We start from the raw sequence: 26,516 nt of genomic DNA on the forward strand, positions 1-26,516 counted from the left end.
GGCACGCCCCCCCCGGGGAGGCCAACGACCAGTGGGGACGCCACGGACCACGGGGAAAGAAAAACCACCCACCACAAGCCAGGGCTCGGGGTAGGGGGGCGGCCCCTCCTCCCCCCCCCCCCCCCCCGACGCGTGCTCGGGGGGTGGTGTCCGGGGGTGGTGTCCGGGGGCGGTGTCCGGGGTGGTTCGCGGTCGGTGCGGGGGCGCGCCGGGGCGTTGTCAGTGGGCTGGAGTACCTTCGTGCCGTTCACCAGCACGGGGCGGGACGACGGGGGCGCACCATGGCCGACCTGATCACGGAGGAGCCGGTCGAGCTCCAGTTGGAGCGGTACCGGACGGAGCTGACGGGCTACTGCTACCGGATGCTCGGCTCGGTCTTCGAGGCCGAGGACGCGGTGCAGGAGACGATGGTCCGCGCCTGGCGCGGCCACCGCGGCTTCGAGGGCCGCGCCGCGCTGCGCTCCTGGCTGTACCGGATCGCCACCAACGTGTGCCTGGACGCGCTGAACGGCCGCAACAGCCGGGCCCGCCCGATGGACCTGGCCGGCCCGGTGACGGTGGCCACGGCGAGCGACACCCAGCTGCCCGAGGTGACGTGGATCGGCCCCGCGCCGGACGGCCGGGTGCTGCCCGAGACGGGTGACCCGGCCGAGGTGGCGGCCCAGCGCGAGTCGGTGAAGCTGGCCTTCGTCGCCGTGCTGCAGCGCCTCGCGCCCCGGCAGCGGGCCGTGCTGATCCTGCGCGAGGTGCTCGGCTGGAAGGCCGCCGAGGTGGCCGAACTGCTCGGCGTCACGGTGGCCTCGGTGAACAGCGCGCTGCAGCGGGCGCGCGCGGTGCTCGCCGGGGACGGCGCGGCCGCCCGCCCGGCCCCCGCGCTGGACGACGACCACCGCGCGCTGCTGGACCGCTACGTCCGCGCCTTCGAGGCGTACGACATGGACGGCCTCGCCGCGCTGCTGCACGAGGACGTCACGCTCAACATGCCGCCGTACGCGATGTGGCTGCGGGGGCGGGGCGAGATCCGGGCCTGGATGCTCGGCCCGGGCCACGGCTGCCGCGGCTCCCGGCTGGTCCCGGTGACGGCCAACGGCGCTCCGGCCTTCGCCCAGTACCGGCCGAGCCCGGCGGGCGGGCACGAGCCGTGGGCGCTGATCGTGCTGGAGGTGTCAGCGGGCCGGATCACCGGGTTCACCAACTTCCTGGACACCGACGTGCTCTTCCCGCTGTTCGGCCTCCCGCCCCGGCTGGCCGCCGACTAGGCCCTGTCCGGCCGCCGGAGGTCGAGGGGGTCCACGCCCCCCGGCAGCAGGGCCGCGAGCCCGCTGAACGCGAGCAGCTCCCGCAGCGGGCCGCTCGCGTTCACCAGCACCACGCCCACCCCGTGCCGCGCGGCGGCGAGCCGCAGCCGGGCGAGGGCGTCGACGACGGCCAGGTCGGGCGCGGTCAGCGCGTCCAGGTCGCAGGTCAGGGCGGGGGCGGGCGGGGGCTTCGGCGTGGTGTCCATACTGCTTGGACCGGCCCGGCGGCCCGGGCTCATCGGCTCCGGCGGAACTTCTCGGAACTTCCCGGAGCTCGACAGAACTCCGCAGAACTTCTCGAAAGAATTTCCGCGTGGAGCGATGAGTTTCGGTCGCGCCCTCGGTCTACTCCTGTGAAAGCGCCACCGTGGCGCCGCGATCACGAAGGACGACACCATGACCGAGAACCTGGGCGAGCTGACCATCACCCGCGAGCTGCCGGCCACCCCGGACGCCGTCTTCCGCGCCTACGTCGAGCCCGAGCAGTTCGTCCGCTTCTGGGGCCCGGTCGGCACCCACGTCGAGCTGGACACCGTGACCATCGAGCCGCGGGTGGGCGGGCGCTACGACAGCACCATGACCATCGACGCGACCGGCGACGCGTACCCGATGTGCGCCAAGATCACCGAGATCCGCCCGGGCGAGCTGATCGCCCTGGTCGAGGAGAGCGTGGGCCTGCGCTCCACGATGACCTTCAAGGACCTCGGCGACGGCCGCACCGAGGTGGTCCTGCACCAGACCGAGGTGCCGGCGATGTACTGCGGTCCGGAGGCCCGGGCGGGCCTCAACTCCAGCTTCGACCGCCTGGTCGAGCACCTCGCCGCCCAGCGCTGAACTGACGGTCCCGGGCGGGTCGGTGGCAGAGTGGGCGGTGCAGAACCACCGTGCCCCAGGAGGATCGCAGTGACGGCTGAGCCCTTGAAGTCCCGCGAGGAATGGTTGGCGTCCCTGCCCAGGATCTACGCGGCGGCGGGCTGCCTGCTGCGGGACGAGTCCGGCCGGATCCTGATCGTGAAGGCCGGGTACCGCGAGCACTGGCAGTTCCCGGGCGGCACGATCGACCTCGGCGAGGGCCCGGTGGAGTGCGCCTCGCGGGAGCTGCTGGAGGAGACCGGCATCGTCAGGGCGACCGGGGAGCTACTGGCCATCTCCTGGACCCACCCCTCGTCCGAACTCGACCACCCGGCGCAGCATTTGATGTTCGACTTCGGCACCGTCCCGGACGGCACCCCCGTGACCGTCCCGGCCGGCGAACTGGACCGGCACCAGTGGGCCACCGTCGAGGAGGCGCTGGAACTCCTCGGCCCGGCCCGCTCGCTCCGGCTGCGGGCGGCGCTGGAGTCGGCCGCCGACGGCCGGGTGCGGATCGTCACCACGCCCGTCTCCGGCTTCTGAGTCCCGCCCGAGCCCAACCGACCGGCCCCGGGCGGGAGTTCCGCCCGGGGCCGGGCCCCGTCTCACGCCTGCTCGGCGTTCCGGGCGGCGATGATGGCCTTGACGGCCTCGGAGGTGAAGGTCTCCGCCTCGGACTTCTCGACGCCGAGGCCGGCGAGCACGCCCGAGCCGTTCTCCAGCTCCAGCAGGGCGAGCAGGATGTGCTCGGTGCCGACGAAGTTGTGCCCGAGCTTCAGCGCCTCACGGAAGGTCAGTTCCAGCGCCTTCTTGCCCTGCGCGTCGTACGGGATCAGCGCGGGCACCTGCTCGGCGGCGGCCGGCAGGACGGCGGCGGTCGCCTCCCGGACGGCCTCCGGGGTGACGCCCTGGGCGGCGAGCGCCTTGAGCCCGATGCCCTCCGGTTCGGCGAGCAGGCCGAGCAGGAGGTGTTCGGCGGTGATCTCGGCGTTGCCGGCCGCCCTGGCCTCCTCCTGCGAGGCCATCACGACGCTCCGGGCCCGGTCGGTGAACCGGGCGAAGCCCTGGCTGGGGTCGAGGTCGGCGGGGGTGCCCGGGTCCTTGGGGACGAACCGCTTCTGGGCGGCCTGCTTGCTGACGCCCATGCTGCGGCCGATGTCGGTCCAGGAGGCGCCGGAGCGGCGGGCCTGGTCGACGAAGTGGCCGATCAGGTGGTCGGCGAGGTCGCCGAGGTGGTCGGCGGCGATGACCGCGTCGGACAACTGGTCGAGCGCGTCGGGGTGGACCTTCTTGATCGCGGCGATCAGGTCGTCGAGGCGCAGCGGAGTGGTGTTGGGAACGACGGGATTCTCCATGCGTCAACCGTAGGTTGTCGATCCTGGGCCGTCAACCATCGGTTGACGATACGCGCGAGTAGTCTTCGGCGGCCCCTGCGGGACGGGAGGCGTCCGATGGGCGGGTCGAGGATCCCGGCCCTGCCCGAGGCCGGGCTGTCTCGCGAACTCAAGCTCCAGGTCGTCGAGTTGCAGGAGCCGGCCTGGCCCGGTGGCCGCTACGCGGCGGGCAGCAGCCGGGCCCGGACGGCGGCGACCTCGGCGGGGGTGGCCCCGGCGGCGAGCAGGTAGCCCGCCGGGTCGAGGCCCTCCAGCGCGCCCGCGAGGACGGCTTCGGCGGTGGTGCCGGCCTCGGCGAGCACCGCGTCGATCCGGTGGTACTGGTCCGGCAGGCCCAGCATCCCGTACAGCGGGCGGACGTTGGGGCCGCTGAGCTGGTAGTCCTCGACGATCGCGGCCCGTTCGACGCCGGCCAGGGCGAGCAGCAGCAGGGCCGCCAGGCCGGTGCGGTCGCGGCCGGCGCCGCAGTGCACGACCAGGCCGCCGGGGCGGGCGCCGGCGATGGCGGCGATCAGTGCGGCGGCGGCGTGCGGGCAGTGGTCCAGGTAGGGGCGGAGCGCGAGCGGGGTGCCGTCCAGCCGGCCGTAGGCCTCCCACCAGGCGGGGCCGGCGAGTTCGTCCAGCGGGACGCGGATCAGCTCGACGCCCTCGGGGAGCGGGAGGAGCGGCTTGTACTCCTCGGCGTTGCGCAGGTCGACCACGGTGCGGACACCGTGGTCGAGGAGGGCGTCCCAGCCCTCGGCGGTGAGGCGGTCCAGGTTGTCCGCCCGGACTATCGCCCCGCGGGCGGTCGGCCGGCCGGAGGCGGTGGGCAGTCCGCCCAGGTCGCGGACGTTCAGGCAGCCGTCCCACACGAGGGTGCGGTCCTCGGTGGTGGTCAGCGCGTGCGTCCGGCTCATGGGGGCCCCGTTTCCTCGACCGGGGGTCCCGTTACCCCCTCGTTATGAAGGACTCCCGGGAGATCCGGATGGTTCCGTGCTGTTCGGATCGCCGACACCCGGCGTTGGGGCCGGTTCGGGCGCCGTCCGGGGGCGGTGATGCTCCCCCGGGCGGCAGGTGGACGGCAGGCGGTGTCAGACGGCGGTCGGGGCTTCGGTCTCGGCCGCGACCAGCTTCTCCATCGGATCGGCCGCGATCCGACCGAGCATCGCGCCGGCCGCGATCGCGCCGATCATGAACACGGTGGACAGCCAGGCCATGGTCGCCACCGGCAGGGTGAAGGCGCCGACCACCCGGGCGACGCACTCGGCCAGCAGCGCGGTGCCCCAGGCACCCGCGAACACCCGCTCGTGGCGCTGGAAGGCCCGGGAGCCGGCCGCCCGGCCCTCGACCAGCCGCTGCCAGGCGGCGGCCCGGTCGCGCTTGCCCTTGGTGAGGAAGGGCATCAGCACCGGGGTCATCACCGACCGGCCGACCAGCGCCGAGAACAGGATGGCCAGCGCCACGGTGCCGCTCAGCCCGCCGTCCTTGGCGATCATCAGTCGGGCGTCGCCGGTGACGAAGGTGAGCGCCAGGCCCGCCAGGTTCACGGTCAGCATCAGCGCGGCCCACAGGTTGAGCCTGCGCTCGCGCAGCAGGCCGAGCACGGTCCGGGCGGCCGGGATGGCGCTGCTCCACGCCAGCGCGGCGAACACGCTCAGGCCGCCGGCCGAGTGCAGCAGGTAGTAGCCGGCCAGCGGGGCGACCACGTCGATGGCGAGCGGGCGGAGCCCGGAGGCCGACGGGTTCGGGGTCGTGTCGGTCCCGGTGGTGGCGGCGGCGGTGGCGGTGGTGACGGTTCGGCTCACGGCGGGTTCCTTCCCTGCTGGTGGCCGCGGGCCGCTGCCCGCGTCGTGCCTCCAGTGTTTCCGTCCGACCCTCCGTCAGAGCAGTGCCGTCCGTTGCGGGATCCGCGTGACAGCTGTCATGGTGCGGGCCGTGACAGCCGCTCCGACCTGCGACTTCTCCCGGCTCGCGGGGTCGCGTTCGCCCGGATGGCCCATGATGTGGCGGGTGCAGAGTGCAGAGCGCCCCGGAGCGGGCACCGGCAGCCCCGTCGGCCGGTCCGGACCAGTCCCTTCCGCCGGCCCGCCAGCGGGCCGGGCCCCCTCTCCCGCCGATCTGACCGAGGCCGTCCGGGCCGCCCAGGTCGGGGACGAGGAGGCGTTCCGGTTGCTGTTCCGGACCGTCCAGCCGGGCCTGCTGCGCTACCTGCGGGTCCTGGTCGGCGGTCGCCCCGAGGACGCCCAGGACGCCGAGGACATCGCCTCCGAGACCTGGCTTCAGATCGCCCGCGACCTGGGCGGCTTCTCCGGTGACGGGGACGGCTTCCGCGGCTGGGCCGCCACCGTCGCGCGCCACCGCGCGCTCGACCACCTGCGCGCCCGGCGCCGCCGCCCGGTCGCCGACCTGCCCTTCGAGTACCTGGCCGGGCTGGCTGCCGGGGACGACACCGCGGGCGCCGCGCTGGCCACCGTCGGCACCGCCGACGCGCTGGCGCTGATCTCCCGGCTGCCGCGCGACCAGGCCGAGGCCGTCCTGCTGCGGGTGGTCATGGAACTGGACGCCGAGAGCGCCGCCCGGGTGCTCGGCAAGCGGGCCGGCAGCGTCCGGATGGCCGCCCACCGGGGGCTGCGGAAACTGGCCACGCTGCTGGAGCAGTCCTTCGCGGCCGGGGTCGGGATCCCCGCCGCGCGCGAGGCCGAACCGGCGGTGCGGCGGCCCGGCCGGACCGGCCGGCGCCGTACCGAGGAACCCGTCGAGGAACCCGTCGAAGAAACCGCGGGGAAGGCGGCCGGGAAGCCCACGGGGAAACCTGCGGGAAAGCCTGCGGGAAAAAGTTCTCCGCAAGGTGTGACAGAACGCCGGGCCGCGACGCTGAAGGACATGAGATGAGCACCAACCGATCCCGTCGGATCGACCGTGACGCTGCCGAGCATCTGCTCGGCGGTGCCGTGGGCGGCCCGCTGGCCGGGCAGGACGCCTCGCTCACCGGACCGGACGGCGGTCCCGGGCCGCTCGCCCGGATCCTCGCCGCGGCCGCCGCCCCGGCGACGGCCGACGAACTGGCCGGGGAGCAGGCCGCCCTGACCGCGTTCCGGGAGGCGCGTCTCACGTCCGACCTCGTAGTGACCACACCCGTCCGGAGACGATCGATGGCAACCGCCACGTTGGCCAGGGCCTTCAGCACGAAGGCCACTGCCGCCGTGCTCGGCGCCACCGCGCTGTGCGGGGTCGCGGTCGCCGCCGGCACCGGCAACCTGCCGTCCCCGCTGGGCGGCGGGTCCGGCGCGCCCGAGCACGCGCTCGCCGCCGCGGGCGGGCCCTCCGGCAGTGCGCCCGGCACCGCGTCCGCCGATGCGTCGGCCGGTTCGTCCGCCACCTCGCCCGACAGTGCCGCGCCCGGCACCCCGTCCGTCCGCCCGTCCGGCGGCGGCTCCGCCTCGGGCGGTCCGCAGTTGGTCGGACCGTCCACCGCCCCGAAGCCCGGCACCCCCTCCGCCGATACCGACGGCGACGGCGACGTCGAGGGGCACGGCGCCCGGCCGCTCGCGCCCGGACTGGTCGCCCTCTGCCACGGCTTCGCCGACTGGTCGGGCCGGGGCGAGCGCTCACCGGCCACCGAGCCGCGGTTCGGCCCGCTGGTCACGGCGGCCGGCGGGGCGGAGAAGGTGGCGGACTACTGCGCGGAGGTGCTCGGCGACGAGGACGACGACCATCCGGGTGCCGCCGCGAAGCCCCACGACCCCGGCCGGACCACCCCCGGCTCCGGTGCGGGCGCGGGCAAGGGGAACACCGAGGACGGCCGGGGCAACGGCCAGGACAAGAACAAGGACAAGGGCAAGGGCAACGGCCAGGACAAGGGCCAGGACAAGGGCCAGGACAAGGGCCAGGACAAGGGCCAGGACAAGGGCCAGGACAAGGGCAACGGCGGCAACGGGGCCAGGCCCGGCCGGTCCGGCGTGACCGTCCCGGCGCCGCCGGCCGCGCCGTCCCTGCCCGACGTCCGTCCGAGCAGGACCGACCGTTCCGACGACAGCCAGTCGGGCCGGAGGTAACCCAGGAACTCCGGGTGGGCGGCGAGCGACTCCCCCCGGGCTCGCCGCCCACCCGGACCGCACCACCCGCAGTACCCGCAGGACCGCACCACCGGCAGGACCGCACCACCCGCAGGACCGCACCACCCGCAGGACCGCACCACCCGCAGGACCGCTCGTCAGTACCACCCGAAGACCCCGGGTGGCCGGTCGGCTCCCCGTGCCGTCCGGCCGCCCGGCCCCGGCCGGCCCGGCAGGCGCCCACCCCGGACGCGCCGTCGGCCCGGTCGGCCTGGAACGTGCGGCCCGCCCTCCCGCAGTCAGGGCGGGTCGCACCCCCGCGCCGGCGGCCGGGGGACCGCTGCCCGGTCCCCCGACCGCCTCCCCGCCCCAGGCGGTGCGGTCCGGCGGTGCGGCTATCGTGCACAGGTGCACGAGGCGGCCCGGAACACCGGGCACGGCACGTGAGGGGAGTTCCAGGTGATCGGACGGGCGCTGAACGGGCGTTACGAACTCGTCGAGATACTCGGCGTCGGCGGCATGGCCACCGTCTGGCGCGGGCTGGACCACGTGCTGGGCCGCCAGGTGGCCGTCAAGGTCCTCAACGGGGGACTCGCCGACGACCCCCGCTTCGCCGAGCGGTTCAGCCGCGAGGCGCAGCACGCGGCCATGCTGGTGCACCCGAGGATCGTCATGGTCTTCGACTCGGGCGTCGACCAGGGCACGCCGTTCATCGTCATGGAGCTCGTCCACGGCCGTTCGCTCGCCGCCGTGCTGGTGCAGCAGCCGGGCCTGCCGGTGGAACGCGCCGTCGGCATCGCGGCGGCGGTCTGCGAGGCGCTGGCCGTCGCGCACGCGGCCGGGCTGGTCCACCGGGACATCAAGCCCGGAAACATCATGATCACCGACGACGGCGGGGTGAAGGTCGTCGACTTCGGCATCGCCCGGGCCGGTTCGTCCAGCAACCTGACCCAGACGGCGAGCGTGCTCGGTACGGCCGCCTACCTGTCGCCCGAGCAGGCCACCGCCTCGCCCCTGGACGGCCGCACCGACCTCTACGCGGTCGGTTGCGTGCTCACCGAAATGCTCACCGGCGAGACCCCGTTCACCGCCGAGACCCCGGTGGCGATCGCCTTCAAGCACGTCAGCGAGCAGCCCCTGCCGCCGTCCTACCGCCGCCCCGGCCTGCCGCCCGCGCTGGACGCGGCCGTGCTGCGCCTGCTCGCCAAGAACCCCGCCGACCGGCCGGCGGACGCCGTCGCGGCGCGGGCCGAACTCCTCTCCACCATCCCCGGGTTGGCGGTCGGCGACCCGACGGCGGAACTCCTCGCCACCGCCGCCGCCACCCAACTGCTGCCGCCCGTAAGGCCGGTGAACCCCAACCAGCAGCACACCACCCTGCTCCCGCCGCAGGCCCCGGCCGTCACCTCGCTGATGGCACCCGTCCCGCAGGCCCCGCCGGCCACTTCGCTGATGGCACCCGTCCCGCAGGCCCCGCCGGCCACTTCGCTGATGGCGCCCGTCCGGCAGGGCCCGCCCGCGCCCGCCGGCCGCAGCCGCCGCCGCGGCAGGCCCCTCGTCCTCGGCGCACTGGGCGTGGCCGCACTCGCCGGCGTCACCGCCCTGGCCGTCGCCGCCCTGGACGAGCCCGCCGGCAACGCCGCCGCCCCCGCTCCCACCAAGCCGCCGGCGGCCACCGCCCCCAGCACCCCGGCTGCCGCGCCCAGCACCCAGGCCCGCGCGTCCACCCCCGCGGCGACCCCGACGCCCACCACCACGGCCCCCACCACCCCGGCCGGCCTCCCCACGGCCCCCAACCCGGCCGTCCCCCGCAACCAGGGGCCGGCCCTCCAGCTCAACGCCTTCCGCCAGGCCGTCGTCCAGACCCAGGTCGCGGGCAAGGAGCACGACCGCCAGGCGGAGCTGCTGCGCATCCTCGACGACGCCTCCGCCCGCCTCAACGAGGGCAATCCGGACGACGCGGCCCAGGAGCTCAAGGACGCCCAGAAGGTGATCCGCGACCTGGCCAAGAAGCACGCCATCGACGGCCCCACCAACGCCAACTGGAACGCCCGCCTCGGCGCCCTGCTGATCACCCTGCACGCCACGGCCGCCGACAACCAGGACTGGTGACCGCGGGGCCTCAGGTCCGGTCCGACGGTGGCGCGGCGGTTCAGCGCGCGGCCGCGGGCCGCTCGGCCGCCCAGGCGAACCCGTCCGGGTCGGTGAAGGTTCCGGCGGTGCCGCCGATCACGAGCCGGTGCGATCCGCTGCCGTCGGGGGAGACGCCGGCGTCCTTGGCGAGGGCCCGGCGCTTGTACAGCGCGAGCTTGACCGGGCTCGACCCGGTGGCGAACTCGACGTACACCGGCCCGAAGCTCTTCGCCACGGTGAGGCCACGGTCGACGTAGAACCGCTTGCTCGCGGAGACGTCCGCGACTCCCAGCAGGAGCACGAGCTGGTCGATCTGCCGGGTGGCCGGGCCGGTGTCCTTCTTCGCGGAGGTCGCGATCTTCCAGATCGTCCCGTCCGGGGCCTGGACGACGCCGCCGTAGCCCCAGAGCGACTTCGCGGCGGGTTTGAGGGCGGTGGCGCCGGCGTCGAGGGCGGCGTCGACGAAGCCGTTGACGGTGGCGGGCCGGGACACCGTGAGCGACAGCGTGAACCCGCGGAAGCCGGTGGTCTGTTCCTGCGAGGCCCGCAGGCGCAGCTGCGTGTCCAGGCCGAAGGCGGTGGTGTAGAAGCTGCGGGCGGCCGTGGGGTCGGCCACGTCGAGGATGAGGGAGTCGATGGAAGTCATGTCCTCCACGCTAGGTGCGGCCCGGCGGCCGGGGCTTCTCGAATTCTGACCGGTCCGGCGGCCCGTCGCGCGCGGCGCCGGTAGTCGTCGGGCGGCATGCCGACCAGTTCGGTGAAACGGGCGCGGAAGGCGTCCGGCGAGGTGCAGCCGACCGCGCGGCGGACCGCGGTGATGCCGAGGCCGCCGCAGCGCAGGAACGCGGCCGCGCGCTCGACACGGCGCGCCGTCAGGTAGCCGTACGGCGAGTCGCCGTAGGCCAGCCGGAACTCGCGGCTGAGCTGCCCGGCCGCCAGGCCGGCGTCGCGCGCGAGCGCCAGGACGTCCAGTGGCCGCGCGTACTCGCGGTCGATCCGGTCCCGGACGCGGCGCAGCCGCGCGAGGTCTTTCAGGCGCTGCGCCGCCGCGCGGGCGCTGGCCCACGAGGGGTGACACACGGGAGGACTCCTCTCACCGGGCCCGACTCCGGCCGTCGCGGCCGTCGCGGCCGTGGCAGCCGTGGCGGCCGTCAGGGACCGCGCCGCCCGCACGGTCGGCGCTCGGCCGGTCGGCTCAGCGCAGCTCCTGGATGCGGATCAGGTTGCCGGCGGGGTCGCGGAAGGCGCAGTCGCGCATGCCGTACGGCTGCTCGGTCGGCTCCTGGACGACCTCGGCGCCGCCGGCCTGCACCGCCCGGAAGGTGCCGTCGAGGTCCCGGGTGGCCAGCAGGATCCAGCCGTAGGTGCCCTTGGCCATCATCTCGGCGATGGTGCGGCGCTCGTCCTCGGTGACCCCGGGGTCGACGGCCGGCGGCGCCAGGAGGATGGAGGTGTCGGGCCGGTCGGCGGGGCCGACGGTGATCCAGCGCATCTTGCCCTGCCCGACGTCGCCGCGGACCTCGAAGCCGAGGACGTCGCGGTAGAAGACCAGGGACGCGTCCGGGTCGTCGTGCGGGAGGACGCTGGTGTGAATGGTGATGTCCATGGCGCCGATGCTAGGTGTGGCCGCGCGGGCGTGCTTCTCGAATCCTGACCGATCGGGCGTGGCCGTCCACAGCCTGTGGACAACGTCACGGCTTGCGGTGGCTACGGGTCTCGACGTTCGCCCGGATCGCCCGCGACAGCGTCCCCGCCGCCGTGGCGAGGAAGACGAACGTGTACCCGATCTGCAGGATCACCACGAGGCGAGGGGCCTGACCGGTCGGGGTGATGTCGCCGTAGCCGACGGTGGCCAGGGTGACGACGGTGAAGTACAGGGCGTCGAGCCGGGTGACCAGCCCCTCGAAATCGCCCGGACGGGCGGCCATGACGTAGTAGGTCGCGGAGAAGATGGTCATCGCGAGGAAGATCAGGAACGACAGCCAGACCACCGGGCGCTTCGCGTCGCCCCGCAGCACGGCGGTGGTCTTCGCCAGCAGCAGGCCGCTCAGGCCGACCAGCGCGGCGGCGAACACGAGCCAGCTGAGGACGGGGTGCTGGTAGCCGAGCAGGCGCAGGGGAAGGGCCCAGTACGCGAGGATCAGCGCGGTGCAGGCGCTCAGCAGCCAGAGCGCGGACCGCGGGTCGACCCGGCCCTGCGGTGGTGGTGGCTGGCTTCCGGACATCGCGTCCAGCCTGCGGCCGCGCCGGGCCGGCCGCGTCCCGGGCTGGGCCGTTCGGGCCGGACCGTCCGCCGCCGTTCCACCGGCCGTAGCACCGGCCCCCGCTGACCGCCCCTCAGGCGGAGGCCGGGGTTCCTCCGTCCGGTCGGCCGGGTTCGTCCAGCAGCTCCAGCAGGGCCAGGACGGCGACCAGCGCGAGTGCCAGGCAGAGCGTCACCAGCACCGTCGGATAGCTCCACAGCACGAACGCCAGCGCCGCGCCCGCGACCGCCGCCCAGCCCAGCCAGGCCTTCCAGCGGTGGACGAACCGCCCGACCGGCCCGAGCCGCAGCCCGGCCCGTTCGGCGGTGCTCCGGGCCGCGCCGAGCCCGGCGTGCCAGCCGCTGCGCGCGGTGCGGGCCCAGCGACCGCCGCCGCTGATCCAGGCGCCGAGCGCGACGACCAGGCCGAGCGCGATCACCACCCGGACGGCGGAGCGCAGGTAGCGCACCAGCGCGTCGTACACCGCCTGGGCGGCCGCCTGGTCCACCCCGGCGGGGAGCCCGTCCAGGTAGACGGCCCGGAACACGCTCAGCCCGATGCCCAGCAGCAGCGCCCCGGCGGCCATCCCCAGCGCCGCCGTGACCGCCGCCCGGCGCCGCCGGACCGCGAGCAGCACCCCGCCGACCGCGCAGACCAGCGTGAGCACCGGCATCCAGAAGCTGGCCAGGTCCAACAGCCGCAGGCCGGTGCGGACCTTGGGGATGGCGTCGGACTGCACCAGCGTGAACGAGGTGTGGATCTCCGGGATCCTCGCGGCCGGCGCGAGCCCGTTGTCGACCAGCGCGGTCTTCACCCGGGCGATCACCGGGGCGAGGTCGAGCACCACGGTGTCGTTCCTGACCTCGACGGCGCCGCCGCCCTGCCCGGTCAGCATCCGGTCGATCGCGGTGTGCGCCTGCCGGTTGACGTCCGTCCAGAGGGTGGCGAAGGCGTCGCTGTCCACCACCCGCTGGACCTGGTCGCGGACGAAGCCGGTGAGCCCGTCGGTGAGGGCCTGGCCGATGCCGTTCAGCAGCGCGCCGAGCTTGGGCCGGTCGTCGGGGGCGATGTTGTCGAGCAGCGAGTCGACCGGGATCCGCGCCACGACCTCGTCGGTGACCCGGTTGGTGACGGCCGCCCTGACGGCCGGGTCCCGGGCCAGCGGCGCCATGGTCGCGACGTACCGGTCGGTGTCGCCGATCTCCGACCTCGCCCACACCGCGACGGCGCTCAGCGGGGTCAGCACGCAGGCCAGCAGGATCAGCAGGACGGCGACGAGGGAGCGCACCCGGTGGCGGTCCGGGCGGGTCGCCAACTGCCGGGTGAGCTGCGCCTGGTGGGCCTCGGCGGCGCTCAGGCGGGCCCGCAGGTCGGCCAGCTCGTCGGGCGACCCGGCGGGCGGTTCACCCGGGGGTCCGGCGGGGGGTCCGCCTGGCGGTCCGGCGGGTGTTCCGGCGGGCGGCTCGTCGCCCGGCTCGTCGGTGGGCATGCCGCGACTCCGTTCCTCCGTTGGGTGCATACCAGGAGATAACGGATCAGATCGGACGGCCAGCCGGGAGGGCCGTGAGCAGCCCGGATGCAGCAGAAGCCCCCGGCACCGTCATCGGACGGTACCGGGGGCTTCCGGAGGAGAGCGGGACTCAGACGGCCGTCTCGGGCCGCTTCGTCTCGGTGGCCTTGGTCACGTTGGTCGGCGTGACGGCCGGCGGGGTCGTGGCGGCCGGCTGCGGGGCGGCGGTGCTCTGCGGGGCGGCGGTGCTCTGCGCGGTGCCGGCGCTCTGCGCGGCGTCCGCCGGGGCTTCGTCCTCGCGCAGCGCCTTCGTCTCCGCCTTCAGGATGCGCATCGACTTGCCGAGGCCGCGGGCCATCTCCGGCAGCTTCTTCGACCCGAACAGCAGGATGACGATCGCCAGCACCACCAGGAGGTGCCAGGGCTCAAGACCGTTCCGCAGCATCCCTGGCCACCGGTCCCTTCTTGTCTAGAGTCAAGGGTGGGCGAGCGCCCGTGCTGGCCAGTATGCCTGGCGACGACGGCGAACGGATACACCGGCCGGGAAACGCTGGCCAAAAAGCAGGTGCCGTTCGAGCGGAACGCGAGCGCCCGCGGCGGCGGCCGGAGCCGGCCCGGTCCGGCTCGCGCACCCGTGACCAGCCCGCACGGCACCGCACCGCGCAGCACCTGCCTCTCCGACCCCTCCAGCCCCTTCGGTTCCGTCGCCGGGGTCCGCAGCCGGCAACCGCCCGATCGGCGGCGGCTCAGTACACGAAGGGCACGAGCCGCTTCGACGTCCGCCGGTATTCCGCGTACTCCGGCCCGAAGGCGGCCAGCAGCAGCCGCTCCTCGGCGGTGATCCGCCAGCCGTACGCGCCGAGCAGTAGCGCCGGCACCAGCAGGGCCGCCGGCCAGCTGCCCAGGCCGAGCGCGTAGCCCGTCCAGACCAGCAGACTGCCGGCGTAGCCGGGGTGGCGGATCTGCCGGTACGGGCCGCTGCGGACGACGCGCTGGGTGTCCACGGTGCGCAGGGTGCGGGTGTAGTAGCGGCCCAGGGTGCGCATGCCCCAGGCCCGCAGGGCCAGCCCGGCGGTGATCAGCGCGATCCCGAACCAGCGGGCCCAGGGCGGCAGTTCGCCGATCCCGGCGCGGCCGAACAGCACCACGACCAGCACCGCGGCGGCGTAGCAGGCGAGCAGCAGCCGGGTCGAGCCGCGGTCGCGGCCGTCCGCGCGCCAGGTGCCGGCGGCGGAGTCCTCGCGGCGGCGCAGCATCAGCTCGTAGCCGACCCAGCAGAGCATGCCGAGGAGGGAGAGCAGGGTCGTCAGGGACATGCGGCGGCTCCCGGCGGATAGGAGATGCGGGCCAAGTACCCCTTCACGGTCCTCCCCGGGGACCGCCGACGCACGCCCCCGGGGGTGGACGCCCCGGCCTCCACCCCCAGGTGGACCGTCCGGCCCGCCCGTTGACGAGGCCCGTTCGTTGCCGCCTGCGATCTGCGGCCGTGCCGCCGACCCTGGCACGCCGATGGACGTACAACCGCTACCTTGACGCCATGGGCGAGCCAGTGATCGAGTCGATGGCCGCGGTCCGGGGCCACCTCGCGGACGTGATCGACCGGGCACGACGTGACGGAACTCCGACGATCATCACGAGGCGCGGCCGGCAGGAGGCGGTGGTGATCGACATCGCCGAGTGCTGGCGCCTGCGGGAAGTCGCCGACCAGGCCGAGGACGAGTGGCTGAACCGCCTCGCGGCCGAGGCCGAGGCCGAGGGCCTCGAAGGCTCCGTCTCGCTGGAGGGGATGGCCGCCCTGCTCCGCGATCACCACGGCCGAGCCTGAGGGGCTGCTCCGTGCTCACCGGGTGCTGTACACCGTCGAGGGCGGGGTGCTGATCGTCTGGGTCGTGGCGGTCGGCAACCGTCGTGAGGTCTACCGGCACCGGTAGGGGCCGGTGGGAACGGCGGAGAGCCCCCGTCCGAGGGGGCGGGGGCTCTCGATGACTCGCGTGGATCGGGCCGGGTGGGTCAGACGGTGACGGCCTCGGCTGCGGCCTCGGGGGCCGGGGCGGCGGCGGGGAGGTGGCGCATCAGGCGGTAGGCCAGCAGGGCGGCGCCGAGGGCGAAGACCAGGCCGACCACCGCGGCGACGTGCAGGCCGTCGGTGAAGGCGGCCCGGGCGGTCTCCAGCAGGTCCGTGCCGATCCGGCCGGGCAGGTGGCCGGCGACGGTGACCGCGCCGCCGAGGGTGTCCTGGGCGGCCCGGGCGGCCTCGCCGTCGACGCCTGCGGGGAGGGCGCCGTCCAGCTGGTGGCGGTAGACGGCGGCGCCGGCCGCGCCGAGCAGGGCGATGCCGAGCGAGCTGCCGAGTTCGACGGCGGTCTCGGAGGTGGCGGAGGCGGCCCCGGCCTGCTCGGCGGGGGCGGCGGTGACGACCATTTCGGCGGTCATGGTCATGGTGCCGACGGTGCCGGCGGCGAGGACGCCCGCCGCGACGAGGATGAGCGCCAGCGGGGAGTGCGCGCCGACCTGGGTCATCAGCGCGAAGCCCGCCGCTCCGACCAGGAACCCGCCGCCCATCAGGGCCGCCGGACGGACCTTGCCGGCCAGCGCGGAGCTGGTGCCGACGGCCGCGCCGACGCCGACGCTGGGCACCAGCGACCAGAGCGAGGCGGTGAGCGGGCTCATGCCCTTGACCAGTTGCAGGTACTGCGAGGTGAAGAGGGAGAAGCCCATCATCGCGAACATCGCGATGGTGTTGACGCTGATCGCGCCGCTGAAGGTGCGGATCCGGAACAGGCCGAGGTCGATCAGCGGGTCGGCGGCGGTGCGCTGGCGCCACACGAACGCGGCGGCCAGCAGCAGGCCGGCCGGGACGGCGAGGGCGGGCAGCGGGCTCCAGCCGTCCACGGCGAGGGTCTTGACGCCGTAGACCAGCGGCAGGATCGCGGCCATCGAGAGCGCGGCGCCTGGCAGGTCGAAGCGGCCGGTGCGGGCGGTGGAGCGGTATTCGGGGAGCAGGACGGGCGCGGCGAGCAGCACCAGGGCCATCACCGGGACGGCGAGCAGGAACGCGGAGCCCCACCAGAAGTGGTCGAGCAGCAGGCCGCCGGCGACCGGGCCGAGGGTGGCGCCGGTGGTGAGGACGCCGCCCCAGGCGCCGAGGGCGAGCTGCCGCTGCTTGGGGTCGTGGAACATGTTGCGGACCAGCGCGAGCGTCGAGGGCATCACGGTGGCCCCGGCGACGCCGAGCAGGGCGCGGGCGGCGATCAGCTGGCCGGCGGTGTCGGCCCGGGCGGCCAGCAGCGAGGCACCGATGAAGCCGGCGGCGCCGATCATCAGCAGCCGGCGGCGGCCGATCCGGTCGCCCAGCGAGCCCATGGTGATGAGCAGCCCGGCGAGCAGGAACGAGTACACGTCCATGATCCACAGCTGCTGGGTGCCGCTGGGCGCCAGCGTGGTGGAGATGAAGGGGACGGCGAAGAAGAGCACGCCCATGTCCATGGCGAGGACGAGGGTCGGGAGCAGGAGGACGGCCAGGCCGATCCATTCGCGACGGCCTGCGCGGCCGGTGGTTGCGGTCATGGGGAAGACGGTACGGACGTGTCAGACACCTGTCTAGTACGTATGTGTAAATCGCTCGTGCGAGACGTCAGTGCGAGACATTCGTGCAAGACATCTGTGCAGTCCTTCCGTAGGATTCGGGTCATGGGAAACCGCGAAGACCTGATGGCCGGCGCCAAGCGCTGCCTGTACGAGAAGGGGTACGGGCGCACCACCGCCCGTGACGTCGCGACCGCCTCGGGCGTCAGCCTGGCCGCGATCGGCTACCACTTCGGTTCGAAGGACGCGCTGCTCAACGCGGCGATGATCGAGGCGATCGGGGAGATGGTGGGGGAGACCCTGGGCGCGGTGGTGAACGCCGCCAACCGCGTGTCCGACGATCCGGAGGAGCGCTTCGCCGCGGTCTGGGACGGCCTCAGGACCGTCTTCACCGAGCACCGCGGGCTCTGGGCGGCCCAGTTCGAGGCGCTCGCCCAGGCCGCGCACGCGCCCGAGCTGGCGCACGCGTTCGCGGAGGCGCAGAAGGAGGGCCGGCTCGGTCTCGCCGCGCTGTTCCAGGGACTGCCCGAAGTGCCGGACACCGAGGAGGAGGTCGTCCGCGGCTCCTTCTACCAGACCCTGCTGGCCGGGTACGCCGCCCAGTGGCTGGCCGCCCCCGAACTGGCGCCGAACGGGCGGGACTTCCTGCGCGGGCTGCGGCTGGTCAGCGGAAGCGTGTTCGGCCCCGCGGTGCCGTCACCGCCCGCCACCGCCCGCTGACGGCGGCCGGCCGTCGCCCGTCGCCCGCTGCCGCCCGCGCCGCCCCGCTAGGCGGTGACCACCGTCAGCAGCACCACCGAGTCGACGTGGGCCAGCAGCCCGTGCCGTTCCTGGGGCACCGGCTCCAGCCGTCCGACCGGCAGCTCCTGGTGCCGGCCGGCGATGGTCAGCGAGACCCGGCCGCGCAGCACCTGGACGCTGCCGGCGGTCGGCGGGGTGTGCTCGTCCAGCGAGGTGCCCGCGGTCAGCGCGATCACGGTCTGCCGCAGGACGCCGTCGTGGAGCACCAGGTGGGCGCTGCGCCCGTGCGGGCTCTCGGCCGCCCGGGCGGCGTGCTCCACGGCGAGCTGTTCGAGATCGGGCATCGCGCGTCCTCCTGACCCGGCGTGCCGGGCCGACCCCGGGCGCCCGGACCGGCGCCGTGTGCCCAGGTTCGCGGACGCGCTCGGCTCGCGCACCCGGAGCCGTTCGACGTGCAGCCCCCGGCGAGTGCCCGCATCGTGGAGGCATGGCGATCAACGAGACAGTCTCCGGTGGGTTCCAGGTCAACCGCTCGCTGCTGGCCGGCGGCGCGCTGCTCACCGGTATCGGCGCCGTGCTCGGCGTGGCCGGGGCGGCGATGGTGTGCGCGGCGCTGGCCACGGCCGGCCGCAGCTGGGTGCGCAGCCTGGAGACCGCGCCGGCCGCGTTCGCCCAGCGGGCGCTGCGCGAGGCGAAGGTGGCGTCCAGCGCGGGCTGGGAGGCCTGGCGCGCGGAGCACGGTTCGCCCAACTGAGCGCACCCGCCCAACTGAGCACGACGGCCCCGGCCGAGTGTGCCCGGCCGAGTGCGCCCGTCCGGGTGCGGGGGGGGGGGGGGGGGGGGGGGGGGGGGGGGGGGGGGGGGGGGGGGGGGGGCCCCCCCCCCGCGGCTGTGGACCCGCCTACAGGCCGAGGGACTTGGCGATGATGCTGCGCATGACCTCGCTGGTGCCGCCGTAGATCCGGAACACCCGGTTGTCGGTGTAGAGCCGGGCGATCGGGTACTCCAGGATGTAGCCGTAACCGCCGTGCAGCTGAAGGCACTTGTCGATGACGGTGGAGGCCGACTCGGTGCAGAACAGCTTCGCGGCTGCCGCGTCGGCGACGGTCAGCTCCCCCTGCTGGTACAGCTCCAGCGCGCGGTCCACCATCGACTGCTGCGCCACCACCTGGGCCTCGCAGTCGGCCAGGGTGAACTTGGTGTTCTGGAACTCGGCCACCGCTTTGCCGAACACCTTGCGGTCCTTGACGTACTGGAGCGCGAACCGCACCGCCGCGGCCGCCGACGCGTACGCGCTGACGGCGATGGCCAGCCGCTCCTGCACCAGGTTGTGGGTCAGGTAGGAGAAGGCCCGGCCCTCCTCGCCGAGCAGGTTCTCCACCGGCACCCTGACGTCGCTGAACGCCAGTTCGGCGGTGTCCGAGGTGCGCAGGCCGATCTTTTGCAGCTTGCGGCCGACCGTGTAGCCGGGGGAGGTGGTGTCCACGCAGAGGATGGACAGGCCGGCCCGGCGGTTGTCCGGGTCGTACGGGGCGGTGCGGCAGACCACCAGGACGAGGTCGGCCAGCACGCCGCCGGTGATGAAGGTCTTGGCGCCGTTCAGGACGTAGTGGGTGCCGTCCTCGGAGAGCTTCGCGGTGGTGGCGATGCCCGCGAGGTCGGAGCCGGCGCCCGGCTCGGTCATCGCGATGGCGGTCATGATGTCGCCGGAGACGAAGCCGGGCAGCCAGCGCCGCTTCTGCTCCTCGGTGGCGTACTCCAGCAGGTAGGGCAGGACCAGCGCGGTGTGCACGCCCGAGGAGCCGAAGCTCACGCCCGCCCGGGCGGTCTCCTCGGTGATCACCGTCTGGTACTTGAAGCCGCTCTCGCCCGCGCCGCCGTACTCCTCCGGCACCTCGATGCCGTAGACGCCGAGCGCGCCGAGCTGCCGGTAGAAGTCGCGCGGCGGGTGGCCGTCGGCCTCCCAGCTCTCGTAGACCGGGACGACCTCGTTGGCGATGAAGTCCCGGATGGTCTCCCGGAAGGCCTCGTGGTCCTCGTTGAACACGGTGCGGCGCACGGCGGCGCTCCCTTCGGTGGTGACCGGCTGCGGGCGCCGGCGGGGGCTGAACGTGCCAGGTGATGGCCTCACAAGTTAATCTCGGGTAGCTTCGGCTGTCCAGGGTCGACGGCACCGGAAAAGGCTGGTGGCCACCGGCGGTCGGCGTCCTCAAGTGAATCCTTGCTAGCCTTCGGGCGGCAGTCCGGAGCGCGGGAGGGGGGCTCGCCATGGTGGTCCGACGACCTCCCGGGCGGCGCGCCCAGATCCTCGCCGTGGCGGCCGACCGGTTCCACCGCAGCGGCTACCACCAGGTCTCCATGACCGAGGTCGCCGCCGGGGTCGGCATCACCGCGCCCGCCCTCTACCGGCACTTCCGGGGCAAGCCCGAACTGCTCGACCGCGCCGTCCGGCTGGGGCTGGACGCGCTGGCCTGCGGGCTGCGCGGGGCCCGCACCACCGGCGACCTCGGCGCCGCGCTGGCCGCCGTCGCGGTCGGACACCGCCCGCTCGGCACCCTGGTGCAGCGTGACGCCAGGCTGCTGCCGCCGGCCCGGCGGGCGGCGCTGCGCCGCGAACTGCGCGCCGACGTCGCGCTGATGACCGCCGTGCTGCGCGCCGGACGGCCGGAACTTCCGCTGCCGGACGCCGAGTTGCTCTGCTGGTCGGCGCTCTCGGCCTGCACCGGGCTCTCCTACCAGTCGGCCGCGCCGCAGCCGCGCCGCGCCGAGGCGGTGCTGCGCGAACTCGTCGCCGCCGTCCTCGCGGCCTCCCCGGGCGGTGCCGCCGCCCACCCGGATTCCGCCGCCCACCCAGGTCCCGCTGTCGCCCCCGCTCCCGTCCCCGCCGCCGATCCCGTCGCCCCGGGGTCGCCGGAGCCCAGGCCGCAGGCGCGCCGCGAGGAGCTGCTCGCGGCGGCCGTCCGGCTCTTCCACCAGCGCGGCTTCGACAACGTCAGCACCGACCAACTCGGCGCCGCCGTCGGCATCTCCGGCCCCAGTGTCTACCGGCACTTCGACAGCAAGGCCCAGTTGCTCGCCGCCTCGCTGGTGCGCAGCCGCGAACGGCTCTGGCAGGAGGTGGACGGCGCGTTCGCCGCCGCCGCCGGGCCGGAGGCGGCGCTGGCGGCCGGCCTGGGTGCGTACGTCGGCTTCGCGCTGCGCAACGGCGACTACCTGGGCGCGATGCTCAGCGAGACGGAGCGGCTGGCCCCGCCGGACCGCCGGGTCGCGGTGGACTTCCGGCGCGACTTCCTGCGCACCTGGGTCGGCCTGCTGCGGCGGGTCCGGCCCGAGTACGACGCGGTCGAGGCCCGGATCCGGGTCCACGCCCTGTTCGCGCTGGTCAACGACGGGGTGCGGAACCGCCCGCACAGCGCCCGCCCGGACCTCGGGAACTGCCTGCTGCACCTCGGCCGGGCCGTCCTCGGACTGCCCGGAACGGACGGCGGCCGGGTGCCCGCCCCGCGTTGACGGGGTGGGCACCCGGCCCGGAGGGTGTGGCTGCGCCCGGGGCCGGACAGGACCTAGCCGACGGCGCCCGGGAAGAAGGCCCGGGCGTCGAGGTTGCCGTTGCCCTGCAGAGCGCCGATGTTGCCGCCGTTGCCGGTCGCGGCGAGGCCGTTGTTCTGGTTGCTCGCGCCCGAGCCGGTGGCCGTCTGCTGGGTGACGACCACGTTGCCGTGGACGTTGCCGATGACGTTGGCGGAGCCGGTGTTGCTCACGACGCTGCTGTTGGAGTGGTCGATGGCACCGGCGCCGTTGTCGGCGTGGGCGCTGGCGGCGCCGAAGCCGACGAGGAGGAACGCCCCGAGGGCGGTGGCGGCGGCTGCGCGGATACGGGACACGGTGGTCTCCCTGAGCTGGGGGTGCGAAATGTGGCGCGATCCGGAGTGGCCGCTCCGTGGCGCCGTTGCCTGACGTCGCACGTTCAGCATTCACCAGCAGCGTGGACGAACTCCACCAAACAGGTGGCAATTCCCCCGATGGTGTCATGGTGACGCCGTATCCGGAGATAGCCCGATGGTTGCGACGGCGGCATCTCCACTCCTCAAAACTGCTGGTGGAGATGGAAGTTGACGTGCAAGGCGGCAAGGCCGGACAACCCTGAGCTGTCAACGCGGAGTTGACCGAGTTTTCTCAGGGAGAAAGAAATGGTGGCCGGATAGTCGCACTGGCACACTGGGGACCCATGTCTGAAGGTGCCCCGCCCGAGCCCGCCCCCGCCGAGGATCTGCGTACGACCGAGGTCGATCTCGGCGGACTGGTGAACGTCCTCGCCACCCACCTCTACTCCACCCCGCTGGTCGCTCTGCGCGAACTCGTCCAGAACGCCCACGACTCGCACACCCGCCGACTCCTGGAGGACCCGGACGGCGACCACCGCCCGCTGATCCGGGTGCGCGGAGACGCCGCCCGGCGGACCGTCTCCATCGAGGACACCGGCGCCGGCCTCACCGAGCCGGAGATCCATGCCTACCTCGCCACCGTCGGCACCGGCTACACCCGGATGCTGCGCGACCTCACCGGCAACCAGGAGCTGATCGGCGCCTTCGGCCTCGGCTTCCTCTCCGCCTTCTCGGTGGCCGACGAGGTCGCCGTCACCACCACCTCGCACCGCGAACCGCACCTCGGCCACCGCTACCGCAGCCGGGGCGGCGAGCAGTACCAGGTCGACCCGGTGCCCGCCCGGCCCCGCCCCGGCACGGTCGTCGAGCTGACCCTCAAGGCCGAACACGCCCACCTCGCCGACGAGGACGCGCTGCGCGACGTGCTCGGCCGGTACTGCGTGCTGCTGCCGATCCCGGTCCACGTCGGCGACGACGAGCAGCCCGTCAACAACGTCGAGGTGCCCTGGCGCCACAGCGTGCCGGGTGACCAGCACGCCGCCCGGATGCGCTTCGCCACCGCCTTCGGCCGCCGCTTCGAGCCGCTCACCGCCTTCCCCGTCCACCCGGCCGAGGGCGGCACCGGGGGAGGGGCCGCGGGCGGCACCGACGCGATCGGCCTGCTCTGGGTCCAGGACGGCGGCACTTACGGCAGCAGCGACAACCGCGACCTCGCCGTCTACCTGCGCGGCATGCTGCTCGCCGAGGACGCCCGCGACCTGCTGCCCAGCTGGGCCGGGTTCATCGGCGGCGTGGTCGAGTCCAGCCGGCTCACCCCCACCGCCAGCCGCGAGGACCTCCAGCGCGACGACCACTACCGCGCACTCCAGCGCGCCCTCACCGACGCCATCGTCGACGGCCTGTACGAGACCGCCCGGCTGCGGCCCGCCGCCTGGCGCCGCATCCTCACCCGGCACGGCCAGGACCTGCTCGGCGCCGCGCTCTGCGACGAGCGGCTGTTCACCCTGCTCGCCGACGACGTCCCCGTCCCCACCTCCCAGGGCGACCTCACCGCCGGCGCGCTGCGGGCCGCGGGCGGGGGCGCGGTGCACGTCGCGCTCGGCAGCGGCGGCGGCTTCGAGGAGATGCTGTACCGGGCGATGCGGGTGCCGATCGCCCGCGGCGACCGCTACGCCGTCCTGCCCTTCCTGCGCCGCTACGCCCAGCTGCGCGGCTGCCGCCTGGTCGAGCTGGGCAGCGAGCACGGCGACCGCGAGCTGTTCCGCGACCCGGAGCGCCCGCTGCCGGCCGGCGAGGCGGCCTGGCTGGCCGGCGCCCTCGCGGACGAGGGCGAGCAGCTCGTCCCGGCCCGGTTCGACCCGCCCGGCCTGCCGCTGGTCCTGGTGCCGGACCGCGAGGCCGAGCTGAAGGCCCGGATCGAGGACGACCAGGCCGACGCCCGGATCCCGTCCGCGGCGCTGCGGCTGGCCCGGGCGTTCACCGCCCGCACCGACGGCGAGGTCAGGGCCCGCCTCTACCTCAACCTGTCCTGCCCGGCCGTGCTGGACCTGCTCGCCGCCTACCGCGCCGGGCACACCGGCAGCGCCACGGCGGCGGGGCTGCTCCGCTCGCTCAAGGTGATCATGGCAGCCGCCTCGGCGGGCCCGGCCGGCTCGTCCGGAGGCGACCTCACCGCCGCGCTGTCCGGCGTCGGCACCGCGGTCTCGGCGCTGACCGCCGCCGTCCCGGCCGGCCTGCCGGGCGTCCCGGACACCCTCGGCGCCCTCCCGGACGAGGCGTGACGGACGGATTGTCAGTGGTCCGCGGTAGACATCACATCAGCACCACGCAGGGGGACACCACATGAGTACCGACATCTGGGCCTGGGTCCACGACGCCCACCGCCAGCTGGCCGAGGCCGGCCACCGGCGGCTGGCCGACGCCATCTACGAGCTGCCCGGCCACGCCAACGAGGGCCGCAACGACCAGGTGGACGCCGTCTACCCGGAGGCGCTGGCCGCCTCCCGGGCGCTCGGCCTGCCCTGGGTCGAGGTCTACCTGCGGCACTGGCGGATGCAGAACCTGCTGAACAAGCGCCACCAGGGCGAGCAGGCCCTGCCCGAGGCGGTCGACCTGCTGGAGTTCGCCCACCGCGAGGAGACGGCGGGCTGCCCGCAGTCCGTCTGCGTGGTGCAGGACTTCGCGATCTGCCACGCCCGGGTCGACGGCCCCGGCTACGTGCCGGAGCGGCTGGCGGTGCTCGGCGAGACGCTGGAGCGGATCGAGCCCGGCCGCGCCTGCTTCGACTGCCTCTCCCGCGAGTACTCCGACGCGCTGGAGGACGACGGCCGCCACACCGAGGCGCTCGCCCACCTGGACACCGCCGCCACCCGGATCCAGGCGGCCGGCGAGCGGCTCTCGCTGCACTTCCACCACGCCAGGGCCGGCACCCTGCACCGGCTCGGCCGGCACCAGGAGGTGCTCGCGCTGCTCGACACCGCCGAGCAGGCCGAGCGCTCCCGCGGCCACGAGATCGACGAGAGCGACCGGCTCTGGGGCGGCCTGCTGCGGGCCCGCGCGCTGGCCTCGCTCGGTCGGACGGAGGAGGCGCTGGCGCTGCTGCCCGACCGGGAGGCCGCCGAGCGCCACGCCGACCTGCGGGACGGCTGGACGCACACGGTCGAGCTGCTGGTCGCGGCCGGCGCCTGGGAGAACGACGCCGAGCTGGGCGCCGCCGTGGCCGGCTGGGTCGGCTACCTGGACGGCACCGGCTCGCACCGCCCGTGCGTGGACCTGCTGCTGGCGGCGGGTCGGCTCGCCCTCGCCCGCGGCGCCCGGACGGTGGCGCTGACCCTCGCCGCGACCGGGGAGCGCAAGCTCGCCCAGCTGCGCCGCACCGACGGCGTGGCCGCGGAGGTCGCCGCGCTGCGGGCGGCCGCCGAGGCGCTGCCGGAGCCCGAGCTGCCCGTCCCGCCCGGCGAGCTGGCGGCGCACCTGGCCGAGGTCGGTGTGCCCTACGAGACCGGCGCCGACCTGCTCTCCGTCGCCCTGGACCAGTACCGGGGCGAGCCGGCCGGTGCCACCGAACTGGCCGTCAACCTGGCCGCGGTGCTCGGCAGCCTCGGCCACGCCCGGGCCGCCGGCGACCTGCTCTGGCACTGGCTCGACACCGCCCCGACCGACGAGGTGCTGATCGGCATGCTCGGCTCCGCCCTGATCGACGCGGGGGACGGCGAGGGCGTCCGCCGCCTCGCCGACCGGCTGGCCGACGACAGCCCGGAGGACGGGCACTGGATACGCGCCCGCTGGGCCGCCGCCGAGGGCCGCTGGGCCGAGGTGCTGGAGCAGTGCGAGGCGATCCTGGCCCTGGACGCCGGCCGGATCAACACCCGCCGGCTGGCCGCCGGCGCCGCCACCGAGCTGGGCGACCACGCCACCGCGCAGCGGCTGTACCAGGAGCTCCTGGAGCACGCGCTGCCCGCCGAGGCCGCCCCGGAGGAGGAGCGCCACCGCACCGTCCAGGAGTCCGACCTCTGGCACCTGATCACGGCGGCCACCGCCAACCGGGACTGGGCCGCGGTCCGTTCCGCCGGCGCGCTGCTCGGCATCGAGTTCGACGAGCCCGAGGGGCCGGTGGACGAGGAGTGGCAGCTGGTCACCGTCCGGGCCACCCGCACCAACGGCGCCACCGCCGACCTGCCCGCCGTCCGCACCGGTCCGGCCACCGCCCGGATCCTGCCGGTGCTCGGCGAAGACCTGACGCTCAACCACGGCGACGTGGTGGTCTTCGCCCCGGCGCTGCTGGAGCCGCCGCCGGCCGAGGACGCCCCCGAGGAGGAGCGGCGCGGCTGGCGCCCGGTGTTCGAGCTGCTCACCCTGCTCGACCCGGCGGGGTACACCACGTACTGGATCGACGGCGGCTGGCCCGGCGACGAGCCGTGGGCGGCGCTGCGCGAGAGCCTCCAGCAGGCCGGCTACGCGGTCTGGGCGTACAGCGGGGAGCAGTACCGCATCACCGACCCGGCCGACGAGGACGGCACGCTGCCCGGCGTGTACGCCGCCCTCGGGGTGCCGCCGACGGCCTCCGCCGCCGAGGCCGACGCGCTGCTGCACCGGCTCACCGGGGACTGGGCGCACCCGCTCGCCTGGCTCGACCTGGCCAAGGCGGCGGGCGCGGACGCCGCCCGGCACGAGGAGGTCGTCGAGCGCTACGGCCTCTGACCCGGTCTGGCCCCGGCCGCCGGCCCCGGTCTGGTCCGGCCCCGGCCCGGGGGGGGGGGGGGGGGGGGGGGGGGGGGGGGGGGGGGGGGGGGGGGGGGGGGGGGGGGGGGGGGGGGGGGGGGGGGGGGGGGGGGGGGG

General features: G+C 74.9%; 27 protein-coding genes. 12 read left to right on the forward strand and 15 right to left on the reverse strand.

The features are described 5' to 3' along the window. Nucleotides 1-281 precede the first annotated feature (281 nt). Nucleotides 282-1,259 (forward strand): sigma-70 family RNA polymerase sigma factor, encoded by a 978-nt coding sequence (locus tag AC07AL_RS36920; protein WP_363582448.1) that lies wholly within the window; start codon nucleotides 282-284, stop codon nucleotides 1,257-1,259. On the opposite strand, the gene AC07AL_RS36925 is transcribed toward AC07AL_RS36920, so the two are convergent. Continuing rightward, the gene (locus AC07AL_RS36925; RefSeq protein ID WP_363617653.1) at nucleotides 1,256-1,504 is read right to left on the reverse strand and encodes an STAS domain-containing protein; all 249 of its coding nucleotides are present in this window, start codon (nucleotides 1,502-1,504) and stop codon (nucleotides 1,256-1,258) included. The two genes, AC07AL_RS36920 and AC07AL_RS36925, sit on opposite strands and share 4 nt — an antisense overlap. A 190-nt stretch (nucleotides 1,505-1,694) precedes the next feature. Between AC07AL_RS36925 and AC07AL_RS36930 the strand changes: the two genes are divergently transcribed. Next, nucleotides 1,695-2,132 carry an SRPBCC family protein gene (locus AC07AL_RS36930; protein WP_363582444.1) on the forward strand — a complete coding sequence of 146 codons (438 nt, stop codon included), beginning with the start codon at nucleotides 1,695-1,697 and terminating at the stop codon, nucleotides 2,130-2,132. 69 nt (nucleotides 2,133-2,201) lie between these two features. Next, nucleotides 2,202-2,693, forward strand: coding sequence for an NUDIX hydrolase (locus AC07AL_RS36935; protein WP_363632818.1), 492 nt, complete (start codon nucleotides 2,202-2,204; stop codon nucleotides 2,691-2,693). A 62-nt stretch (nucleotides 2,694-2,755) separates the two neighbouring features. Here AC07AL_RS36935 and AC07AL_RS36940 read toward each other — a convergent pair whose 3' ends face one another. From AC07AL_RS36940 to AC07AL_RS36950, 3 genes are all read right to left on the reverse strand, one after another. Then, nucleotides 2,756-3,505 carry a Clp protease N-terminal domain-containing protein gene (locus AC07AL_RS36940; protein WP_363582440.1) on the reverse strand — a complete coding sequence of 250 codons (750 nt, stop codon included), beginning with the start codon at nucleotides 3,503-3,505 and terminating at the stop codon, nucleotides 2,756-2,758. A gap of 197 nt (nucleotides 3,506-3,702) precedes the next feature. Further along, on the reverse strand, nucleotides 3,703-4,443 hold the full coding sequence (locus AC07AL_RS36945) for a tyrosine-protein phosphatase (RefSeq protein WP_478319487.1): 741 nt from the start codon (nucleotides 4,441-4,443) through the stop codon (nucleotides 3,703-3,705). 174 nt (nucleotides 4,444-4,617) lie between these two features. Further along, nucleotides 4,618-5,331, reverse strand: coding sequence for a VC0807 family protein (locus AC07AL_RS36950; RefSeq protein ID WP_363582436.1), 714 nt, complete (start codon nucleotides 5,329-5,331; stop codon nucleotides 4,618-4,620). A 205-nt stretch (nucleotides 5,332-5,536) separates the two neighbouring features. Between AC07AL_RS36950 and AC07AL_RS36955 the strand changes: the two genes are divergently transcribed. The 3 genes from AC07AL_RS36955 (at nucleotide 5,537) to AC07AL_RS36965 (ending at nucleotide 9,693) form a co-directional block, all read left to right on the forward strand. After that, nucleotides 5,537-6,418 (forward strand): RNA polymerase sigma factor, encoded by an 882-nt coding sequence (locus AC07AL_RS36955; protein WP_400809914.1) that lies wholly within the window; start codon nucleotides 5,537-5,539, stop codon nucleotides 6,416-6,418. Then, complete coding sequence (locus AC07AL_RS36960) at nucleotides 6,415-7,581, forward strand: hypothetical protein (RefSeq protein ID WP_478319488.1); 1,167 nt, start codon at nucleotides 6,415-6,417, stop codon at nucleotides 7,579-7,581. Before AC07AL_RS36955 ends, AC07AL_RS36960 begins: the two co-directional genes overlap by 4 nt. Nucleotides 7,582-8,040: 459 nt before the next feature. Continuing rightward, nucleotides 8,041-9,693 carry a protein kinase domain-containing protein gene (locus AC07AL_RS36965; protein ID WP_363632812.1) on the forward strand — a complete coding sequence of 551 codons (1,653 nt, stop codon included), beginning with the start codon at nucleotides 8,041-8,043 and terminating at the stop codon, nucleotides 9,691-9,693. A 40-nt stretch (nucleotides 9,694-9,733) separates the two neighbouring features. On the opposite strand, the gene AC07AL_RS36970 is transcribed toward AC07AL_RS36965, so the two are convergent. From AC07AL_RS36970 to AC07AL_RS37000, 7 genes are all read right to left on the reverse strand, one after another. Next, nucleotides 9,734-10,360 carry a glyoxalase gene (locus tag AC07AL_RS36970; protein WP_363632810.1) on the reverse strand — a complete coding sequence of 209 codons (627 nt, stop codon included), beginning with the start codon at nucleotides 10,358-10,360 and terminating at the stop codon, nucleotides 9,734-9,736. Further along, on the reverse strand, nucleotides 10,357-10,794 hold the full coding sequence (locus AC07AL_RS36975) for an AraC family transcriptional regulator (RefSeq protein WP_363632808.1): 438 nt from the start codon (nucleotides 10,792-10,794) through the stop codon (nucleotides 10,357-10,359). Before AC07AL_RS36975 ends, AC07AL_RS36970 begins: the two co-directional genes overlap by 4 nt. 115 nt (nucleotides 10,795-10,909) lie before the next feature. After that, nucleotides 10,910-11,320, reverse strand: coding sequence for a VOC family protein (locus AC07AL_RS36980; RefSeq protein WP_363582426.1), 411 nt, complete (start codon nucleotides 11,318-11,320; stop codon nucleotides 10,910-10,912). Between the two features lie 85 nt (nucleotides 11,321-11,405). Then, nucleotides 11,406-11,939, reverse strand: a complete 534-nt coding sequence (locus AC07AL_RS36985) for a potassium channel family protein (protein ID WP_363582424.1) — start codon at nucleotides 11,937-11,939, stop codon at nucleotides 11,406-11,408. 112 nt (nucleotides 11,940-12,051) lie between these two features. Further along, nucleotides 12,052-13,446, reverse strand: a complete 1,395-nt coding sequence (locus AC07AL_RS36990) for a hypothetical protein (RefSeq protein ID WP_478319489.1) — start codon at nucleotides 13,444-13,446, stop codon at nucleotides 12,052-12,054. A gap of 151 nt (nucleotides 13,447-13,597) precedes the next feature. Beyond that, on the reverse strand, nucleotides 13,598-13,912 hold the full coding sequence (gene tatA / locus AC07AL_RS36995; RefSeq protein ID WP_363632805.1) for a Sec-independent protein translocase subunit TatA: 315 nt from the start codon (nucleotides 13,910-13,912) through the stop codon (nucleotides 13,598-13,600). A gap of 301 nt (nucleotides 13,913-14,213) precedes the next feature. Then, nucleotides 14,214-14,783 carry a methyltransferase family protein gene (locus AC07AL_RS37000; RefSeq protein WP_363632803.1) on the reverse strand — a complete coding sequence of 190 codons (570 nt, stop codon included), beginning with the start codon at nucleotides 14,781-14,783 and terminating at the stop codon, nucleotides 14,214-14,216. Between the two features lie 221 nt (nucleotides 14,784-15,004). Between AC07AL_RS37000 and AC07AL_RS37005 the strand changes: the two genes are divergently transcribed. After that, complete coding sequence (locus AC07AL_RS37005) at nucleotides 15,005-15,292, forward strand: type II toxin-antitoxin system prevent-host-death family antitoxin (RefSeq protein WP_363632801.1); 288 nt, start codon at nucleotides 15,005-15,007, stop codon at nucleotides 15,290-15,292. A gap of 185 nt (nucleotides 15,293-15,477) precedes the next feature. Here the strand turns inward: AC07AL_RS37005 and AC07AL_RS37010 are convergent, their stop codons facing one another. After that, nucleotides 15,478-17,034 carry an MFS transporter gene (locus AC07AL_RS37010; RefSeq protein WP_363632799.1) on the reverse strand — a complete coding sequence of 519 codons (1,557 nt, stop codon included), beginning with the start codon at nucleotides 17,032-17,034 and terminating at the stop codon, nucleotides 15,478-15,480. A gap of 123 nt (nucleotides 17,035-17,157) precedes the next feature. Here AC07AL_RS37010 and AC07AL_RS37015 point away from each other — a divergent pair, with 123 nt between their 5' ends. Further along, nucleotides 17,158-17,772, forward strand: coding sequence for a TetR/AcrR family transcriptional regulator (locus AC07AL_RS37015; protein WP_400842988.1), 615 nt, complete (start codon nucleotides 17,158-17,160; stop codon nucleotides 17,770-17,772). Between the two features lie 47 nt (nucleotides 17,773-17,819). Here AC07AL_RS37015 and AC07AL_RS37020 read toward each other — a convergent pair whose 3' ends face one another. Continuing rightward, the gene (locus AC07AL_RS37020) at nucleotides 17,820-18,137 is read right to left on the reverse strand and encodes a cupin domain-containing protein (RefSeq protein ID WP_363582412.1); all 318 of its coding nucleotides are present in this window, start codon (nucleotides 18,135-18,137) and stop codon (nucleotides 17,820-17,822) included. A gap of 143 nt (nucleotides 18,138-18,280) precedes the next feature. Here AC07AL_RS37020 and AC07AL_RS37025 point away from each other — a divergent pair, with 143 nt between their 5' ends. Next, entirely contained in the window at nucleotides 18,281-18,547 is a 267-nt protein-coding gene (locus AC07AL_RS37025; protein ID WP_063348761.1) for a hypothetical protein, read from the forward strand. Between the two features lie 147 nt (nucleotides 18,548-18,694). On the opposite strand, the gene AC07AL_RS37030 is transcribed toward AC07AL_RS37025, so the two are convergent. After that, nucleotides 18,695-19,852, reverse strand: coding sequence for an acyl-CoA dehydrogenase family protein (locus tag AC07AL_RS37030; RefSeq protein ID WP_363617680.1), 1,158 nt, complete (start codon nucleotides 19,850-19,852; stop codon nucleotides 18,695-18,697). Between the two features lie 209 nt (nucleotides 19,853-20,061). Between AC07AL_RS37030 and AC07AL_RS37035 the strand changes: the two genes are divergently transcribed. Next, entirely contained in the window at nucleotides 20,062-21,303 is a 1,242-nt protein-coding gene (locus tag AC07AL_RS37035; protein WP_478319490.1) for a TetR/AcrR family transcriptional regulator, read from the forward strand. A 53-nt stretch (nucleotides 21,304-21,356) separates the two neighbouring features. Here the strand turns inward: AC07AL_RS37035 and AC07AL_RS37040 are convergent, their stop codons facing one another. Then, nucleotides 21,357-21,677 (reverse strand): hypothetical protein, encoded by a 321-nt coding sequence (locus tag AC07AL_RS37040; RefSeq protein WP_363582406.1) that lies wholly within the window; start codon nucleotides 21,675-21,677, stop codon nucleotides 21,357-21,359. A gap of 344 nt (nucleotides 21,678-22,021) precedes the next feature. Between AC07AL_RS37040 and AC07AL_RS37045 the strand changes: the two genes are divergently transcribed. Together AC07AL_RS37045 and AC07AL_RS37050 are read left to right on the forward strand one after the other, a co-directional pair. Beyond that, on the forward strand, nucleotides 22,022-23,959 hold the full coding sequence (locus AC07AL_RS37045; RefSeq protein ID WP_363631810.1) for an ATP-binding protein: 1,938 nt from the start codon (nucleotides 22,022-22,024) through the stop codon (nucleotides 23,957-23,959). Between the two features lie 61 nt (nucleotides 23,960-24,020). After that, nucleotides 24,021-26,378 carry a tetratricopeptide repeat protein gene (locus AC07AL_RS37050; RefSeq protein WP_363582402.1) on the forward strand — a complete coding sequence of 786 codons (2,358 nt, stop codon included), beginning with the start codon at nucleotides 24,021-24,023 and terminating at the stop codon, nucleotides 26,376-26,378. Nucleotides 26,379-26,516 lie beyond the last annotated feature (138 nt).

It is taken from the genome of Kitasatospora sp. NPDC043949, from assembly GCF_056435365.1.

Coding starts and splice junctions, on each gene's coding strand:
- AC07AL_RS36920 (WP_363582448.1), top strand. CDS start 282: ATGGCCGACCTGATCACGGAGGAGCCGGTCGAGCTCCAGTTGGAGCGG.
- AC07AL_RS36925 (WP_363617653.1), bottom strand. CDS start 1,504: ATGGACACCACGCCGAAGCCCCCGCCCGCCCCCGCCCTGACCTGCGAC.
- AC07AL_RS36930 (WP_363582444.1), top strand. CDS start 1,695: ATGACCGAGAACCTGGGCGAGCTGACCATCACCCGCGAGCTGCCGGCC.
- AC07AL_RS36940 (WP_363582440.1), bottom strand. CDS start 3,505: ATGGAGAATCCCGTCGTTCCCAACACCACTCCGCTGCGCCTCGACGAC.
- AC07AL_RS36945 (WP_478319487.1), bottom strand. CDS start 4,443: ATGAGCCGGACGCACGCGCTGACCACCACCGAGGACCGCACCCTCGTG.
- AC07AL_RS36960 (WP_478319488.1), top strand. CDS start 6,415: ATGAGCACCAACCGATCCCGTCGGATCGACCGTGACGCTGCCGAGCAT.
- AC07AL_RS36970 (WP_363632810.1), bottom strand. CDS start 10,360: ATGACTTCCATCGACTCCCTCATCCTCGACGTGGCCGACCCCACGGCC.
- AC07AL_RS36980 (WP_363582426.1), bottom strand. CDS start 11,320: ATGGACATCACCATTCACACCAGCGTCCTCCCGCACGACGACCCGGAC.
- AC07AL_RS36985 (WP_363582424.1), bottom strand. CDS start 11,939: ATGTCCGGAAGCCAGCCACCACCACCGCAGGGCCGGGTCGACCCGCGG.
- AC07AL_RS36990 (WP_478319489.1), bottom strand. CDS start 13,446: ATGCCCACCGACGAGCCGGGCGACGAGCCGCCCGCCGGAACACCCGCC.
- tatA (WP_363632805.1), bottom strand. CDS start 13,912: ATGCTGCGGAACGGTCTTGAGCCCTGGCACCTCCTGGTGGTGCTGGCG.
- AC07AL_RS37000 (WP_363632803.1), bottom strand. CDS start 14,783: ATGTCCCTGACGACCCTGCTCTCCCTCCTCGGCATGCTCTGCTGGGTC.
- AC07AL_RS37005 (WP_363632801.1), top strand. CDS start 15,005: ATGGGCGAGCCAGTGATCGAGTCGATGGCCGCGGTCCGGGGCCACCTC.
- AC07AL_RS37010 (WP_363632799.1), bottom strand. CDS start 17,034: ATGACCGCAACCACCGGCCGCGCAGGCCGTCGCGAATGGATCGGCCTG.
- AC07AL_RS37015 (WP_400842988.1), top strand. CDS start 17,158: ATGGGAAACCGCGAAGACCTGATGGCCGGCGCCAAGCGCTGCCTGTAC.
- AC07AL_RS37020 (WP_363582412.1), bottom strand. CDS start 18,137: ATGCCCGATCTCGAACAGCTCGCCGTGGAGCACGCCGCCCGGGCGGCC.
- AC07AL_RS37025 (WP_063348761.1), top strand. CDS start 18,281: ATGGCGATCAACGAGACAGTCTCCGGTGGGTTCCAGGTCAACCGCTCG.
- AC07AL_RS37035 (WP_478319490.1), top strand. CDS start 20,062: ATGGTGGTCCGACGACCTCCCGGGCGGCGCGCCCAGATCCTCGCCGTG.
- AC07AL_RS37045 (WP_363631810.1), top strand. CDS start 22,022: ATGTCTGAAGGTGCCCCGCCCGAGCCCGCCCCCGCCGAGGATCTGCGT.
- AC07AL_RS37050 (WP_363582402.1), top strand. CDS start 24,021: ATGAGTACCGACATCTGGGCCTGGGTCCACGACGCCCACCGCCAGCTG.